15 protein-coding genes are annotated in these 15718 nt (G+C 61.1%); 9 read left to right on the forward strand and 6 right to left on the reverse strand.

Translation table 11 applies throughout. The features are described 5' to 3' along the window. Window positions 1–222 precede the first annotated feature (222 nt). Window positions 223–672 (forward strand): hypothetical protein, encoded by a 450-nt coding sequence (locus HB675_RS15580; RefSeq protein ID WP_213879223.1) that lies wholly within the window; start codon window positions 223–225, stop codon window positions 670–672. An 808-nt stretch (window positions 673–1480) separates the two neighbouring features. Here the strand turns inward: HB675_RS15580 and HB675_RS15585 are convergent. Beyond that, window positions 1481–1699 carry a hypothetical protein gene (locus HB675_RS15585; protein ID WP_213879224.1) on the reverse strand — a complete coding sequence of 73 codons (219 nt, stop codon included), beginning with the start codon at window positions 1697–1699 and terminating at the stop codon, window positions 1481–1483. Window positions 1700–2231: 532 nt separating this feature from the next. Here HB675_RS15585 and HB675_RS15590 point away from each other — a divergent pair. The 3 genes from HB675_RS15590 (at window position 2232) to HB675_RS15600 (ending at window position 5931) form a co-directional block, all read left to right on the forward strand. Then, on the forward strand, window positions 2232–3380 hold the full coding sequence (locus HB675_RS15590) for an aldose epimerase family protein (protein WP_213879225.1): 1149 nt from the start codon (window positions 2232–2234) through the stop codon (window positions 3378–3380). Window positions 3381–3490: 110 nt separating this feature from the next. Next, window positions 3491–4177: a TIGR02466 family protein gene (locus HB675_RS15595; protein WP_213879226.1), complete on the forward strand. Its 687-nt coding sequence runs from the start codon at window positions 3491–3493 to the stop codon at window positions 4175–4177. Between the two features lie 62 nt (window positions 4178–4239). Continuing rightward, on the forward strand, window positions 4240–5931 hold the full coding sequence (locus HB675_RS15600) for an acid phosphatase (protein WP_213879227.1): 1692 nt from the start codon (window positions 4240–4242) through the stop codon (window positions 5929–5931). Here HB675_RS15600 and HB675_RS15605 read toward each other — a convergent pair. Next, window positions 5912–6607: a TerC family protein gene (locus HB675_RS15605; RefSeq protein ID WP_213879228.1), complete on the reverse strand. Its 696-nt coding sequence runs from the start codon at window positions 6605–6607 to the stop codon at window positions 5912–5914. The genes HB675_RS15600 and HB675_RS15605 overlap by 20 nt on opposite strands. Window positions 6608–6678: 71 nt before the next feature. On the opposite strand from HB675_RS15605, the gene HB675_RS15610 reads away from it, so the two are divergent. Further along, on the forward strand, window positions 6679–7617 hold the full coding sequence (locus HB675_RS15610; RefSeq protein ID WP_213879229.1) for a 2-hydroxyacid dehydrogenase: 939 nt from the start codon (window positions 6679–6681) through the stop codon (window positions 7615–7617). On the opposite strand, the gene sodC is transcribed toward HB675_RS15610, so the two are convergent. Together sodC and can are read right to left on the reverse strand one after the other, a co-directional pair. Then, on the reverse strand, window positions 7614–8135 hold the full coding sequence (gene sodC / locus HB675_RS15615) for a superoxide dismutase family protein (RefSeq protein ID WP_213879230.1): 522 nt from the start codon (window positions 8133–8135) through the stop codon (window positions 7614–7616). The genes HB675_RS15610 and sodC overlap by 4 nt on opposite strands. A gap of 54 nt (window positions 8136–8189) precedes the next feature. Then, entirely contained in the window at window positions 8190–8828 is a 639-nt protein-coding gene (gene can / locus HB675_RS15620; protein WP_213879231.1) for a carbonate dehydratase, read from the reverse strand. Window positions 8829–8956: 128 nt separating this feature from the next. Between can and HB675_RS15625 the strand changes: the two genes are divergently transcribed. Beyond that, entirely contained in the window at window positions 8957–9361 is a 405-nt protein-coding gene (locus tag HB675_RS15625) for a serine kinase/phosphatase (protein WP_213879232.1), read from the forward strand. 55 nt (window positions 9362–9416) lie between these two features. Here HB675_RS15625 and rimI read toward each other — a convergent pair whose 3' ends face one another. Both rimI and HB675_RS15635 read right to left on the reverse strand, forming a co-directional pair. Beyond that, window positions 9417–9869: a ribosomal protein S18-alanine N-acetyltransferase gene (gene rimI / locus HB675_RS15630; protein WP_213879233.1), complete on the reverse strand. Its 453-nt coding sequence runs from the start codon at window positions 9867–9869 to the stop codon at window positions 9417–9419. A gap of 7 nt (window positions 9870–9876) precedes the next feature. Next, complete coding sequence (locus tag HB675_RS15635; RefSeq protein WP_213879234.1) at window positions 9877–10644, reverse strand: energy transducer TonB; 768 nt, start codon at window positions 10642–10644, stop codon at window positions 9877–9879. Window positions 10645–10812: 168 nt separating this feature from the next. Between HB675_RS15635 and mksB the strand changes: the two genes are divergently transcribed. Genes mksB through mksF form a run of 3 tightly spaced genes read left to right on the forward strand, consistent with a single transcriptional unit; the run spans window position 10813 to window position 15618 of the window. Beyond that, window positions 10813–12102 (forward strand): Mks condensin complex protein MksB, encoded by a 1290-nt coding sequence (gene mksB / locus HB675_RS15640; RefSeq protein WP_213879235.1) that lies wholly within the window; start codon window positions 10813–10815, stop codon window positions 12100–12102. Then, the gene (mksE, locus tag HB675_RS15645) at window positions 12092–12793 is read left to right on the forward strand and encodes an Mks condensin complex protein MksE (RefSeq protein ID WP_213879236.1); all 702 of its coding nucleotides are present in this window, start codon (window positions 12092–12094) and stop codon (window positions 12791–12793) included. Before mksB ends, mksE begins: the two co-directional genes overlap by 11 nt. Beyond that, on the forward strand, window positions 12790–15618 hold the full coding sequence (gene mksF / locus HB675_RS15650; protein WP_213879237.1) for an Mks condensin complex protein MksF: 2829 nt from the start codon (window positions 12790–12792) through the stop codon (window positions 15616–15618). The genes mksE and mksF overlap by 4 nt, the downstream gene beginning before the upstream one ends. The last annotated feature ends 100 nt before the right edge of the window (window positions 15619–15718 follow it).

Below are 15718 nucleotides of genomic sequence, written 5' to 3' on the forward strand. Positions count from 1 at the left end.
TCGCAGTGACCAGCCAAGTGACCACCTGTGGTGACCGGCACGCATGGTTTCCAAACGTAGGTTTCCACCATGGTTGCCACGGTTTGGCAGTGTTTTTCACTGGAAACCTTTTGACGATCAAAAGATTTCAATCGACCTCGCCATCTGTGGGCAATCCATTGATGGAAGCTCTGGACTGCTACGCTCATCAGGACAAGAAAAAATGCCAGATGGGAGTTACTGATGAATCGATCTGCTTGGGCACTCACTATGATTCTCCTGAGCGCTTGCGCTGCGCAGCCTAGCGTCCACCAGTCCTCGGGCGCACTTCCGCTTGCCATTTCCCAGCTCACCTATCAAACAGACCCCGCCACCGGCCAGGTGGATATTAACCTCACGATCAAGAGCGAGTATCGAGAGCCGTTGAAAACGGTTCGGGTTGAAGTGGCCGCCTACGATGCCAATGGGCAAAAGCTCAGCGCCAGTGATGAAAGCATTGAAGTCCTTGGGCCGATAGTGCGAGGCCAGAGCATTGGCCCCCTAGACAAGGTGATCGGCATCCAAAATGCAACTGTTGCTTGCATCGAGGTCGTGCGTGTCCAGATCGTCAAACTGGATTACACCTTGGATTCCGTATGGGGTAAGGAGGCTCAAGGCTTGGTCAGCGGCGGGCATCCGCAGTGTCACAAGTAGCTTCGCCTCAGGACGACCCCGAGGCTGTGATCAGTTCAAGCGTGTTGAAAACGCCACACTGTGTTGGAATCTACACGGTGGCGGTCACTCAAACCTCGCCTCGACTACTCCCAATCAGGTAGAGCGTCGAGCGGGTCGAGACAGGATCTCCCACGCAATTCGTTTACAGCCGAAAGAACGACAGCCCTGAATACCTCATGACAGTCCCTCTGGTAAACAGCGATGGTCCGTTGTGCCATTGCGGACGAAGAACCATCAATCACCAAAAGGGAGATATTGCTACCGGACTGAGTCAGGTCATGCGTAGCGGAAGGAGTCAAGCCAGCTAGGACCTGGGCTAAAGTGGCCATGATATTCCGGCGCTAACCGTCATCCATTTCTCACCAGCGATCCGCCTGACGCAGTACCCTCCCTGGGCGTCGCGAACGATCTCGACGAAGGCTCGGTAACTGGTACGATGAGGAGGCAGGTACTCATCTATCAGAAACTGAGAATTTTTCCTCCCTCTCTCGCTGAGGAAGATGGTGATTACACCCTGCGAATTGACCTCACACTTGCAAGTCGTAGGTAAAAAGGTTGCCTCAATCAGATTCTGCATTTCCCGGGCGGAAAGCATTAGCGGCTCCACGATCCTGGCCGGGGCGGCCAAGACTGCGCTATTGCTGCGCAGAGCACTAACCATAGTCCTGTCTGACCTCGGCACCACCGATGGATGCTTAACTTGGTCAACCGAATCGCAATATCGGAGTGCCGTAAGCTGCTATTTAGGAGCAGTGCACATCCGCATCTCGCCTAATCAGAGCTGCTATCAAATCCCGGCCACCCCTAACAAGCTCAACTCCATGACGCCCCGTTTAATGGCAGCAAAGTTTTCATCCAAGGTTTCAAGTGCGCTACGCACGTTCCCGGCCACTTCTTCAGCTCCGCGCTGCTCCACCCACACCGTGAGCTCCTCGACAGCCGCGCCCAGGGCGAGCTGGTTTTCATTGAGCCTGTTGAGCAGGCCCGCAATCAGAGCATTACTCATCGTGTCTCTCCCATGGTCGAGCGGACAGAGTAGCAAGGCCTGGCCATCTCCACGGCCGGCGAGCCATTCTTGCCGACCCCTGCCATACCGAAACGGGAACCTTGGTGGGGGTGGGGTAGCCGATCCGCGAAAGTGTCGCGACCTAGAGGATTATTGACCTCTGATCGGATAGATTTTGACCCTCAAAGCACCGACCGGTCATACGTCCCGCACCGATAAAATTACCCCAGCACCGAGCACCTTGTATCCCCTGGTGTATCCCTAACCAAAATACCCCCAATAAAACCGTTTAAAAACAATATATTGATGGACCAGTTCAAGGGACTGTGTAGCCACCAAGTACCGGTTTACAGATGTCTACAGCAGTCTGTGACCCACCTCAACAAAGCCCGCCTTGTGCGGGCTTTGTTGTTTCTGGCTTTCGGTGAACGGCCTTTGCATCCCGTCAAAATTATGAAACCTTGCCTCAAAGCCGTGTTCTAGAGCTTTCAACGTGTTCTCATATGCGTCCTTTTGACACATGGAGCCCCCGATGCGAAATCTTTCTCTGCTCACAGGATTGGGCATCAGCCTACTCATGTCCGGTGTCGCCGCTCACGCCGCCGGGCTCACTCAGCAACGCAGTGATTTCGGCAAATTGACCGATGGCACGCCTATCGAGAAGTACACCCTGAGCAACAGCCACGGGATGCACGTCAGCGTCATCACCTACGGTGCGGTGCTGCAATCGGTGATCGTGCCGGACAAGCACGGCAAGGCCGACGATGTGCTGCTGGGGTTCGATGACCCGCAGAGCTACCAGAAAAATGCCGATCCGCATTTCGGCGCCACCATCGGCCGCTACGGGAACCGCATTGCCAATGGCACCTTCTCGCTGGATGGCCAAGTCTACAAGATTCCGCTGAACGCTGGCCCCAATGCCATGCATGGCGGCCCGAAAGGCTTTGATACCCATGTCTGGAAAGCCACACCGACCCAGAGCAAAGGCTCGGTGGGCGTGACCTTGAGCTACGTCAGCCCCGATGGCGAGATGGGCTTCCCCGGCACCTTGAAGACCGAGGTGACCTACAGCCTCAACGAACGCAACGAGCTGCGCATCCACTACCACGCCACCACCGACAAGCCAACCGTGTTGAACCTGACCAACCACGGTTATTACAACCTGGCAGGCGCCGGCAACGGCACGGTGCTCGACCAGGTCGCCACACTGCATGCCAGCCACTACACGCCGGTGTCGGCCAAGCTGATCCCCACCGGCGAGCTGGCGGCAGTGGCCGGCACGCCGATGGACTTCCTCAAGCCCACGGTCATCGGCACTCATATCAAGGATGACAATCAGCAGCTCAAGTATGCGGAGCCGGCCAAGGGCGGTTTCGACTTCAACTATGTGCTGGACACCAAGGGCGACTTGAGCAAAACCGCCGTGGAGATCAGCGATCCGGTGTCGGGACGGCATCTGCAGTTGTTCACCACCCAACCGGCGGTGCAGCTCTATACCTCGAACTCGCTGGACGGGACGATCACCGGCAAGGGCGGCAAGGTCTATCAGCATTGGGGGGCCGTGGCCCTGGAGGCCGAGCATTTTCCTGACTCGCCTAACCAACCGGCCTTCCCCACCACGCGTCTGAACCCAGGCCAGGTGTACGCGCAAACCACGGTACTGAAGTTCAGTCACGACTGAGCACGGAGAGGCGCGGCGGCTAATTGATCGCCGCGCCTTGTCGCCGCCGTACAGGGTTATCTAAGCTAATGGCAGGCCTGAGAGCCGAAATCCAATAGCCTGGAGCCATCATGCAAGCTGCCGACCCTGCTTTCTCTGTTGATGTCGACCCCGGCAACATCAAGATCAATAAGCTCTTCATCACGCCCTTGGCCGAAATCGTTCATCCCGAAGCCGAGACGCTGAACACGGCCTTGAAAGCCATCATTCAAGCGCGACGCGCGGCTGACCAGAGCGGCCTGCAACGCAGCAACGAAGGCGGCTGGCAATCCACACCCGACTTTGCCGAGTGGGCCGGCGAGCCCGGGCAGGCGTTGTTGAAATTCGCCATGGCCTTTGCCACCCAACTGACCGCCCAGCACAGCAACGAGCGGGGCCTGTTCGAACCGGAATTCACCTGGCAATACAACGCCTGGGCCAACGTCAATGAAGCCGGCGCCAGCAATGCCTTGCACGGACATGCAGGCGCGTATTGGTCGGCGGTGTACTGGGTGGACGACGGCGGTCGCAGCGACGACCCCAGCGTGGGCGGCGACCTGGAATTTCCCGACCCCCGCGGCATGATTGCATCGGTGTACAACCCGGCCCTGCGCATGCGCATCGAGGGTTGTGTCGCCGCCGGCTATAGCAGCACCGTGGCGGCGCGCAGCGGAACCTTGATCATGTTCCCATCGTGGCTGTTGCACTCGGTGCGGCGCTTTGAGGGCAAGCGGCCGCGGATTTCCATTGCTTTCAATTTCGGCGTGGCGAATCTGTAACATTTCGGTCATCTGCGCTTGCTAGCGTCCCCTGATTCAAACGTTACCGACAGGACGCCGTGATGACTGGCAAGCGCGAAGACGATCAGCCCCAAGCCCCGACCGAACTACCTGCCAACAGTGACCGGCGGCGCTTCCTCGGCGGTGTCGCAGTATTGGGCGCCGCGGCCACCCTGGCCGGCCACTCCGGGGCCAGCGAAGCAGCGCCCGCGCAAAAGGAACGCCACCTGACACCCGCCGAACTGGACAAGGCGCTGGACGAGCACGTGAAGACGGTGGTGGTGATCTACGCCGAAAACCGCAGCTTCAACAATCTGTTTGCCGACTTCCCCGGCCTGCAACAGCCCATGGCGTCGCTCAAGCCCGAGCAATTCCAGCAGCGTGATCGCGATGGCAGCGTACTCAAGAGCCTGCCACCCGCCTGGGGTGGCGTATTGCAGGCCGGTCCTCAGACCGTCGATGGCGTCACCTACGCGGCCGGCGTGCAATACCAGGAAAACCTGCCCAACGCCCCCTATCCGCTCAGGGGACCGAGCCAGGAAGACCTGCCCCTGAGCCTGGTGACCCGTGACCTGTGGCACGTGTTCTACCAGAACCAGATGCAGATCAACGGCGGCAAGAATGATCAATTCGTCGCCTGGGCCGACTCCGGCGGCCTGACCATGGGGTATTACGCCCAGACCCAGTACTCCCTGCGGCTGTGGGACGTCGCCCGGGAGTTCGTCCTGTGTGACAACTTCTTCCAAGGGGCTTTTGGCGGCTCGTTCCTCAATCACCACTACCTGATTTCAGCGCGCCCCCCCTTCTATCCGGACGCCGCCACTTCGGTGGCCAAGGATCAGATCGCCCAACTGCAGAGCGACGACCCCGCCGACCCGCGACTCAAACCGCTGGAAAAATCACCGGCCAGCGCCATGACTGGCGCGCCACAATTCGGCCCCAGCGCCCTGACCCCCGACGGCTATGGGGTCAACACCCTGGCCCCGCCCTACTGGCCAACCTGGATTCGCGACCCTGAGCGCCCAGACTACTCCAAGCCCGACCTGCCCAACGTGCTAGTGCCTCAGAGCCATGAACACATCGGCGACAAGCTGTCGAAAAAGCACATCGACTGGGCCTGGTACGCGGGCGCCTGGCAGGCCACCCTGGACCAGTTCAAGGATTCGGGCGGAATTCCGAAAATCCCCAATTTTCAATATCACCATCAGCCCTTCAACTACTTCAAGCAACAAGGGCCGGAGAACCCGCAGGAACGCCGGCGGCGCTTGCGCGACGGCGGTCTGGGAGACGAATCGAGCACCAACCACTTCCTGGCCGACGCCCAAGCCGGCAAGTTGCCAGCGGTGACCTTCTACAAACCCCAGGGCAACCTGAACATGCACGCCGGTTACGCCGATGTGGCCTCGGGGGACCGCCATATCGTTCGCGCGCTCAAGGTGCTGCAAGCCAGCCCTCAGTGGAAGAACATGGTAGTGGTGGTCACGGTGGACGAGAACGGCGGCTGGTGGGACCACGTGGCCCCGCCAATGGGCGATCGCTGGGGCCCGGGGACGCGGATACCGGCACTGATCGTATCGCCTTTCGCCCGCAAGGGCAGCGTCGACCACACGGTGTATGACACCGCCTCGATCCTGCGTCTGATCACGCGGGTGTTCAAGCTCGAGACCTTGGAGGGTCTCAAGCAGCGCGACGACGCCATGCGCGCCCGTGGCCAGGTGCCCATGGGCGACCTGACTAACGCATTGCGGTTCTGAGTCGGCGCGCCCGACGTCGATTCAGCCCCTGCCCGATGCCCAGCACCAGCAGTGCTCCGGCGCTGCTGGCGACGTAGTGGAGCCAGGCGCCCGACGGCATCCAGTCGTCCAACGCATTGTCGGTGACCGCCATCCCCCCCGCGATCCAGCCGATCAACGCGCCACCCAAGGTTACCAATGCCGGGAAACGGTCCATGGCCTTGAGCACCAGCTTGCTGCCCAGCACGATGATGGGAATGCTCACCAACACCCCCACAGCTACCAGATAGAGGTTGCCGCCCCCGGCACCGGCGACCGCCAGTACGTTGTCCAGCGACATCACCACATCGGCAACGACAATCGTGCGGATGGCCTGCCACAGATGGCTGCTGGCCTTGATCTCGGTCGGTGCCTCGTCGTCGTGGATCACCAGCTTGATGCCGACCCATAGCAGCAGGAGGGAACCGGTCAGCTTCAGGTAAGGAAGGTCCAACAAGCGCATGGCAAAAAACAGCAGGACGATGCGCACTGCAATGGCCCCGGCCATCCCGCCCCAGATGGCCTTGGGCCGCTGGGCGAGCGGCAGACGGCGACAGGCCAGGGCAATTACCACGGCATTGTCACCGCCCAGCAGCAGGTCGATGGCGATGATTTGCAGCAAGGCGGTCCAGATGGCCGGATCGGTTAACCAGGGCATGGCGATTCTCGTAAGGCAAAGGCAGCGCTAAGATGCCCCATTAAACCCATTCGTTCCACTCGGAGAACTGCATGAGCGCCACCGTCCTGGTCCTGGTCGAAGCCGTTAACGACTATCTGCCGATTCTCGAACACATGGGCTTTACCTTGATCCGCGCGCCCTCCCCGGCCTTGCGCGCCCAGGCCATTGCCGCGCACGCGGACCAGATAGACGCGGTACTGACCCGGGGCCCGCTGGGTTTTTACGCCGAAGAAATGGCCGCCTTGCCCAAGCTGAAGATCATCTGCGTGATCGGCGCCGGCTACGAGCATGTCGACCTGGTGGCCGCCAAGACCCATGGCTTGACCGTGACCAACGGTGCCGGGGTCAACGCCTCCTCGGTGGCCGATCACGCCATGGCCCTGCTGCTGGCGCTGGTGCGTGATATCCCCCGGGCTGACGCCTCGGTACGCCGTGGCGAGTGGGCCAAGATTTCGCGCCCGACCCTGAGCGGCAAACGCCTGGGTATCCTCGGCCTGGGGGCGGTGGGCGAAGCCATCGCCAAGCGCGGCTCGCTGGGGTTTGACATGTCGGTGAGTTATCACAATCGTCGCCCTCGCGCAGATTTGCCTTATGCCTACTGCAGCAGCCCGCTGGAATTGGCCAAGGCCAGCGATTTTCTGGTCGTGGCCACGCCGGGCGGGGCGCAGACCCGTCATGTGATCGACGCGCAGGTATTGGCCGCGCTGGGGCCTGAGGGTTTTGTCGTGAACATCGCCCGGGCCAGCGTGGTGGACACCGTAGCGCTGGTGGAGGCCTTGCAGAACCAGCAGATCGCCGGTGCCGCACTGGATGTCTTCGATGAGGAACCGCAGGTGCCCGATGCGCTGAAAGCGCTGGACAATGTGGTGCTGACACCCCATGTAGCGGGGTTGTCGCCGCAAGCCAGTGAAGCCACGGTGCGCATGGTCGGCAACAACCTGACCGCGTTTTTCAGCGGCCAGCCTGTCTTGACCCCTGTGGCGCTTTAAATCACTCCGCACGCCACCCGCGCACCGCCACCGCCCAAGGGCATCGGCATGTCGGAGTGGTTGTCGCCGCCGGCATGCACCATCAGCGCGTGGCCGGTGATTTCACTGATTTTCTTGATGCGCGGCGCCAGCACCGGATAGGTGGCGGTGCCGTCGGCGTTGACGTAGATCGCCGGCAGATCGCCCAAGTGACCGTTGCCGTAAGGGCCAAGGTGCTTGCCGGTTTTCTGCGGGTCAAAATGGCCGCCTGCTGCTTCGGCGGGTGACATTTTGCCGTCTTTCATGGCCGCATCGCAGCTGCCGTTCTGGTGCACATGGAAACCATGCACACCCGGCGGCAGGGATTTGAGCGCTGGGGTGAACACCAACCCGTATTGGGTTTCCTCGATGGTGACCGTACCGATAGGTTGCGGCGCACCGCTGGCACTGACCAGGTTGATCGTCACTTCCTTGCTGGCGGCCTGAGCACTGCCCACAACCGCCAACGCCACCAAAGCAAACCAGCCATAGGCTCTCATTCGCACTTCCTCGCTCTTCGATTGAACAGCAAGGGTAGGCCAATTTCAGCGTGATCAGTCGATGGCGCGCAAACGATACTGTGGCGGCAGTTGTTCAAAGCCGCTGATGGTGGCGTTGAGGCTCTTCCAGCGACCGTCCTTGATCCCGTAGATGCAACCGTGGATCGACAGGTTCTGCCCGCGATGCCAGGCGTTCTGCACGATGCTGGTATGCCCGACGTTGGCCACCTGCTGGATGACGTTCAACTCGCACAGACGGTCCACCCGTTCTTCTTCGGTGGGCAGCTCGGCCAGTTCGTGACGCTTTTCGTAATACAGATCACGAATCGACCGTAACCAGCCATCGATCAGGCCCAGTTGCCGATCCTGCATCGAAGCGCGCACGCCACCGCAGCCATAGTGACCGGTGACGAGGATGTGTTTGACCTTGAGCACGTCCACGGCGTACTGAATCACCGACAGGCAATTGAGGTCGGTGTGCAGCACCACGTTGGCCACATTGCGGTGGACGAACAGGTCACCGGGTAACATGCCGACGATTTCGTTCGCCGGCACACGGGCATCCGAACAGCCGATCCAGAGGTATTCCGGGGTCTGTTGGCGCGCCAGCTTGGCGAAGAACTCCGGGTCTTCCTGCTTGATCGCCTCCGCCCAGCGCGCGTTGTTATCAATCAGTTCCTGTAAATCGTGCATATGCTCAGCCTCTTGAAGTTGCGAGGGTATGACTGGCCATTGGTCCGCCGGGTCACAGCGGCGGATTATTGAATCTTTGCTCGGTGCGGCCGGTCCACCCTTCATGCCCTACAGCAAGGAGACGGATCATGACACAGCCACAACGCCCCATGAATGCACCGCAACCGGAAGAGATCGACGACATTGAGGACCGCATGGGCTCGATGGAAGAATTGCACCTGGACGAAGACCAGCCCACTGCGAAAATCGGCGACGAGATGCCCGAGGATGAGCTGGCCCATGACCTGCCGCCGGAGCGCGTGCGCGAAGCGGGCATGACCGGCGCCTCGACCGACGATCATGAACCGACCGATGATGACATGAGCCCGGAAACGTTGATCCATGAAGACGGTGCCCGATCGGCCCGTGAAGGAGGCGCCGACGACGCCATGGATGGCGAACTGACCGTAGTGGATGAAGATGACATCGGTGGTGGCAACGGGTTGGACGAGGCTGAACTGGCCCGGCGCGACCCGCTGGATGGCAAGCGCTGAACCATCCTGCTCCCGAGCAGCAGAGCGGGCTACCCGAGCGCCTGCTCGGGCAGTGTTACTCGAAAAGTGTACAAGCCATCACGATCGCATCCTCGCGGCCACCCACCACCGGATAGTAATCGCGCCGACGGCCAATCTCGTTGAAGCCGAAGCGTTCGTAGAGTCGATACGCCGACCGATTGCTGTCGCGCACTTCCAGAAAACATTCCCGGCCGTTCATCGCATAGGCTTCGGTCATCAGGTGCTCCAACAGCTTCAAGCCCAGCCCGCGGCCCTGGCTCTCCGGCTTGACCGTGATGTTCAACAGATGCGCCTCGTCGATGATGACATTGATCACCCCATGCCCCACCTGCTGGCTGCCGACGAACATCAGCCAGATGGCGTAGGACTTCATGCCGTCGGCAAAGATACCCCGGGTCCAGGGATGACTGTAGGCCGCGTATTCGATCTTGAGAACGGCGTCGAGGTCCGCCTCGGCCATCAAGCGGAAAGTTACTGCATCACTCATTTCGTTTTCACTCTTCTCGATGCTTCCAGCGCGGCATCAATCGGCGCATGGCTCGCCATAGGCTGGCCTTGCGCTGGGGCTCGTCCATCAACAGTTCCAGGCTCGGCAGCGCCCAGGCATTGCCCAGGCTCTCGACCTGCAGCTCGCAGTCATAATCCTCGGCATTGCCCTCACCGGCAAAGCGTACGGCAGGCAGCCCCACCAGCCACAGACACAGGCACGGCGCCAGTTCCAGCTGGGCCTGAACGAAGCCTTGAACGAAATCCCGAGCGGCGTCCGGGCCCTGGTCCAGATTGCCGCGTTGCAGCAATGGCCAGCGCACCGGCTCACCGATGATCTGGGGGCTGTCGGGCAGGCCGGCGGCGCGCAGCAGGTCCTTGAGCAACAAGTAGCTGGGGTCGCGGCTCTGGAACGGCTGGCCGGTAGGCAGTTCGGCCAGGATCAGGCAGACCCCGGCACGCAGCAGCTGCAGGGCAAAGCGCGGCGCGGGAACGGCCGGGGCCTTTTCCACCACAATGGCTCCGACCACCGGCTCGGCGACCGACTTGGGCGTGGGGCGCGGCACCTCGATCCTGGACCGCTCCACGGTGCGAGCAGTGCCCGGCGCAGGTACCGCAGGCAGGGCAGGCGCGCTCGGCAACGCCGTCTCGGGTTGCACGAGCGGCTCGAGCAACCAGGCGCGGGACGGGGCCGCAAATGGCAATTCGGTGCGTGGCAACCAGGGCACCACTTGCATGGCATCCAGGTAGGCGCGTCGGCGGGGCTCGTTCAGCAAGGGGCGGCCATCTGTGGGGGTGGGGAAAGGCGCAATTCTACCGCTGTTCTTGCGCCTGCGCCGCCCCTGATCGCGACAAAAGCACAGACGCGCGATGACAGGGCCGATAGGGCAGCGAATGATGCAGTACAATCGGCGCTTTTCCTTGGCAATCAAGTCGGCCATCCAATGATCGAACCCAAGCGCGTGTTGCGCGCCCTCGCCGAACACTGGGCATTACTCGAACCGCTGTGCGAGCACTTCGACCAAGGCACGCTGAGCCTTGGCGAGCTGCGCTTGCAACTGGCAGCCCGACAAGCGGACAGCACGCCGCAGGACATCACCCACCTGCTGGACGTGTGGATTCGCCTGGACATCCTCGTGCCCGTGGCCAAAAGCCCGAACCGCTTCGAGTTCAACGCCCAGATCCATGATTTTCTCGCCTACCTGCGCCGCGAACACCGTCTCGGTCTGTGCCTGGAGATCGAAGCCTACCTGCGGCACCTGGAGCGTCTGGCCGGGCATATTCAGGAAGCCTTCGATATCCGCGACGGCGCTGATCTGGCGCGGCAACTGCGGCTGCTGGACATACGCGTACGCGATGTCCTGAAAAAGCTCGCCAATGACGAGCAGGCCTTGCAAGGCGTAGCCGAACGGGCCAAGACCAGCGACCGGCAGATCCCCTTGCGCCAGCGCTATGCCGAGGTGCTGGCCACCTGGGATGAGTACGTCGAGCCGATGATCCAGCTGGTCAACGCCGACGGCGCGTTCGAACAGGGCGTGCGCAAGGTCGAAGTGGTGCTGCTGCGCCTGCTGAGCGAGCAACAGCGGCTCGGCCACCTGGTGGATGACGACATGCTGCTGCGCACCCATGCGCGCATCCTCGAAATGCAGACCAGCGCGCAATTGACCCTGCGACATGCCCGCGAACTGCTGTTGCCCTTGCGCGAAGAAGCGCGGCGCCACAACGCCGTGACCCGCGGCGCCGCTCTGGCCTTGTCGGCCATCCGGCGCAAGGGTCTGGATGCCGTCCCCCATGCCGCTCTGCCCTTGTTTACCCGACCGCAAAGCACTTTTCTGGGCAGTGCCAGTCAGGTGGAAGCCTATGTCTACGCGCTGGCCCGCTTCGAATCGCGGCCGGCGCAGTTTCCAAAGTCGCACAAGCAGCAACGCAGCGAACCAGGCCGTGCGCCACGCACGGTCAAGGAAATGCTCGAGCGTTGCGAGGACGCCCTGCCTCTGCCCGACCTGATGGTCTGGCTACTGGAGCAGGAACCCGACGGCGCCACCGACGAATTGCTCTACTGGTTCTCGCGCCTGTCCCGGGACAAGCGCTTTGCCCGCGAGCGTCTGGAACGCCGCGACTATCACACCCGCGAGCATCAGGTCAGCCTGCGCTCCTTCGCCCTGCTTTCCGGTGCTGCCGAGGCCATCGCCCCGGACCTGGAACCCTCTGCGAGCACGTCCCATGCATCTTGATCTATCCGAACTGTCGCAACTGGCGCCGATCTTTCGCGAGTTGTTCAAAGGTTTCCACATCAGCCGCCGTGACCCTGAGTTGTATGCGCAGCTGTCCAACTTCCAGGACACCTATCGCGGCCTGTTCAAGGCCCTGGGCTTCGAGCTGGTGTGCGATACCCGTGGCTTCTATTACTTCGTCCCCGAGCTGGCGGCCGCGCAGGTCAACAAGACCGCTCAGCGCCTGTCGCTGTTCACCTTCATCCTGGTCGAGCACCTTGCCGATCAGGGCCGTGACCCGATCGCCGTGCTGGATGGTGGCAGTCTGGGCCGCGACGAGCTGCCGTCACTGCTGGACAAGTACAAGGACCTGTTTCTGCAGGCTGAAGTACAGACCCAGGACGAGCTAGAGGAGAAAATTCTGCGCCGTATGACCCAGCTGGGTTTTGCCGGAGAAGAAAACGGTATTTATCGCTTCCTGCCGCCCATGCACCGCTTCCTCGATGTTTGCCTCTCGGTACAACAGGACCGCGACCTGGCGGCCAGCCTGCACAGTGCCTTGCCGTTGCCGACGCCCGTACTGATCGACGAAGACAGCGACGACAAGCTGCTGCAGACCGATGATCCACTGGATCTGACGCCCTTTGAAGAATCCGAAGCAGAGGCCTTGGCCCGCGCCATTGCCGCCGAACAGCAGGAAATCGACGCATGAGCCAGGAACGCTACGGTATTCGTCGCTTCGCCCTGTTGAACACCGCAGGTTACAGCCTCGGCCTGTTTCCGTTGGAGCATCCGTTGTCGGTGTACGGCGCCAACAACCTGGGCAAGAGTGCCTCGATCAACGCGCTGCAGTTTCCGATCCTGGCCCGCATGTCCGACATGAGCTTCGGCAAGTACAGCCTGGAGCAGTCGCGGCGCTTCTATTTTGCCAGCGATACCAGCTACATCCTCTGCGAAGTGTCGCTGCCCCATGGTCGTCATGTGATCGGCGTGGTCGGTCGCGGCCCGGGCGGTGGTTTCGGCCACCAGTTCTTCGCCTATGCCGGCGACCTGGATCTGGCCCACTACCAGAAGGAGGGTACCTGTCTGCGACAGAAGGAGCTGTTCAGCAACCTGGAGCGCAACGGCCTCAAGGCCTACGAACTCAAGCCTGATGAACTGCGGCGTCTGCTGGTGGGCGGGCACACGTCCATTCCGCTGGACCTGACACTGATCCCGCTGCGGTCCACGAGCGAACAGAGCCTGAAAACATTCCGTGCCTTGTTCATCAATTTGTTGCACATGCGCGAGATCACGGCGGCCAAGCTCAAGCAACTGTTTCTCGACGCCTTTGAACATAGCCTGCGCTCGGGCAGCGTCGATTACATTGCCGCCTGCGAGGAAGCCTTCCGTGACGTGCGGCGCATGGAGCAGGACTATAACTCGCTGGTGGCCGCCGGGCCTCTGGTGGAGGCACTGGCCAATGGCGTAAAAACCCGCGATATCCTGCGGGGGAAGTTGCATCGCCTGTCGCCATTGCTCGACTCGCTGTTGGGCACTTGGCAGGACTACGCCGGGGCGCGTCGGGAAGAGCTGGTTATCCAGGCCGAGCATTACCGAGGCGAACAGGATTCGCTGCAAAACGACCAGCGCGGCGGCACGCAGGAGTTGATGCGACTGGAGCGGGAAATTTCCGGTATCCAGCGCTGGCTGGGCGAGTTGTCAGTACTCAAGCACCGCTTTGCGCTAGTGACCGACGTCAAGGTACTGGAGCAGCAGTTGCTGGCGGCAAAAGATGCTCACGATGAACTGGCCGGTGCCCTGGCACAGTCGCGCCAGTTCAGCGCCGAGGATCTTGACGAGCGCCTGCGGGATCTGGAGAAGCGCGTGAAGACGGTGCGTCAGCAGCTCGACCATGCCGACAACAACAGTTATGCGCGATTGCGTGAGGAGTTCTCGCAGCCAGACGTCGAGCGCCTGATGCGCCTGTTCAACAGTGCGCTGTTCAGCTTGCCGCTGGGCGAGAACGGCATCGCGCTGGACGATGGCGATGCCTGGGTCAAATCTCTGGAAGCGATCCTCGATGGCTTCAAGGGCGAGCGTTTCGAAGTCCCCGGCCTGTCCATTGACTTGTCCCATATCGAGCCACCGGCCCTGCAGGCGCTGGCCGACCGGGCGGCATTGCGTGATCAGAAAGAGCGTCTGGAGAAAGAGCTCAAGCAGCTCAAGACCCAGCAGGCCGTAGCCGCCGACCGTGCGGCCAGCAAGCACCAGAGCGAAGCGTTGTACCAGCAGGTGCTGGATGCGCAGAAGGCGCTGGAAGACTTCCGTCGCTGCCAGACCTTGGGTGCCGAGGAAGAGGACAAGCTGGAGCAGTTGGCCCAGATGGAAGCGGCACAGGATGAGCTCAAACGCTCCAGTGACGCCTTCACCGAGCGGGTCCAGCAACTGTCGGCCAAGCTACAATTAGTGGGCCGTCAGCTCTCGGACCTCGAAGCCAAACAGCGCACCCTCGATGACGCCCTGCGCCGTCGGCAACTGCTGCCGGCTGATCTGGGCTTCGGTACGCCATTCATGGACCCGGTCGACGACTCGATGGACAACTTGCTGCCGTTGCTCAACGATTACCAGGACAGCTGGCAGGGCCTGTTGCGCGCCGACGGTCAGATCGAGGCGCTGTATGCTCAGGTGCGCCTCAAGGGTGTGGCCAAGTTCGACAGTGAGGACGATATGGAGCGGCGTTTGCAATTGCTGATCAACGCCTATGCGCACCGTACCGACGAGGCACTGACTCTGGGCAAGGCACGCCGCGCGGCGGTGACCGACATTGCGCGAACCTTGCGCAACATCCGCAGCGACTATGACAGCCTCGAGCATCAACTGGCGTTGTTCAACCGCGAGATCAACAAGCGTCAGGTCTCAAACTTGCAGAGCTTTCGCATTGTGCTGGCGCCGAACAAGGAGGCGCTCAAGCACATCGATCAGATCATCCACAGCGCCGGGCAATACGAGGAGGGTGAGACCCTTTCGGTGTTTGACCTGAGTCAGAGTGCTGATCAGGATAATCGCAACGAAGAAGCGAAAGAGTATCTCGCACGCCTGGTGGCCGCCAACCACAACCAGTTGGGGCTCAAGGATCTCTTCGAGCTGGCCTTCGAGATCACCAAGGTCAACGGGCAGCCGGTGATTCACACCGATATCGACGGGGCGGCCTCCAACGGTACGACCATGACCATCAAGGCACTGACCAACATGTACCTGTTGCTGCACTTGATGGACCGTGACCTGGCCGGGCGTATTCGCTTGCCTTACTACCTGGACGAAGCGGCCGACATCGACGAGCGCAATCAGGCAGCATTGCTTGAAACCAGCTTGCAACTGGGCTTTGTGCCGATTCTGGCGAGTGTGAAGCCGCAGGTGTCGGCACGGGTAGCTATCGACCTGGAAGGTGGTAGCGGGCCTGAAGGGATCTATATCGATGAGGCGGACTGGAAGATCATCCGTCGGCATGACGAGATGACCCAGGCAGTCGAGAAGCTGGAAGCTGAGGTAAGCTGATAGTGACGTGCGAAAAAGCCGCGACTGGATCGCGGCTTTTTTTTGCGCTGGGCATGTCAGAAATTCGTGGCGGTAAAATGCTGGAGATTTTATTTGCGCC

Source organism: Pseudomonas sp. dw_358, from assembly GCF_018449655.1.
In the GTDB taxonomy this organism is placed as follows: Bacteria; Pseudomonadota; Gammaproteobacteria; order Pseudomonadales; family Pseudomonadaceae; genus Aquipseudomonas.

Bases quoted from the DNA above. Each gene is read 5' to 3' on its own strand.
- sodC (WP_213879230.1), bottom strand. From the start codon at position 8,135: ATGAGAGCCTATGGCTGGTTTGCTTTGGTGGCGTTGGCGGTTGTGGGC.
- HB675_RS15600 (WP_213879227.1), top strand. From the start codon at position 4,240: ATGACTGGCAAGCGCGAAGACGATCAGCCCCAAGCCCCGACCGAACTA.
- HB675_RS15605 (WP_213879228.1), bottom strand. From the start codon at position 6,607: ATGCCCTGGTTAACCGATCCGGCCATCTGGACCGCCTTGCTGCAAATC.
- rimI (WP_213879233.1), bottom strand. From the start codon at position 9,869: ATGAGTGATGCAGTAACTTTCCGCTTGATGGCCGAGGCGGACCTCGAC.
- mksF (WP_213879237.1), top strand. From the start codon at position 12,790: ATGAGCCAGGAACGCTACGGTATTCGTCGCTTCGCCCTGTTGAACACC.
- mksE (WP_213879236.1), top strand. From the start codon at position 12,092: ATGCATCTTGATCTATCCGAACTGTCGCAACTGGCGCCGATCTTTCGC.
- HB675_RS15580 (WP_213879223.1), top strand. From the start codon at position 223: ATGAATCGATCTGCTTGGGCACTCACTATGATTCTCCTGAGCGCTTGC.
- HB675_RS15585 (WP_213879224.1), bottom strand. From the start codon at position 1,699: ATGAGTAATGCTCTGATTGCGGGCCTGCTCAACAGGCTCAATGAAAAC.
- HB675_RS15595 (WP_213879226.1), top strand. From the start codon at position 3,491: ATGCAAGCTGCCGACCCTGCTTTCTCTGTTGATGTCGACCCCGGCAAC.
- HB675_RS15610 (WP_213879229.1), top strand. From the start codon at position 6,679: ATGAGCGCCACCGTCCTGGTCCTGGTCGAAGCCGTTAACGACTATCTG.
- mksB (WP_213879235.1), top strand. From the start codon at position 10,813: ATGATCGAACCCAAGCGCGTGTTGCGCGCCCTCGCCGAACACTGGGCA.
- can (WP_213879231.1), bottom strand. From the start codon at position 8,828: ATGCACGATTTACAGGAACTGATTGATAACAACGCGCGCTGGGCGGAG.
- HB675_RS15590 (WP_213879225.1), top strand. From the start codon at position 2,232: ATGCGAAATCTTTCTCTGCTCACAGGATTGGGCATCAGCCTACTCATG.
- HB675_RS15625 (WP_213879232.1), top strand. From the start codon at position 8,957: ATGACACAGCCACAACGCCCCATGAATGCACCGCAACCGGAAGAGATC.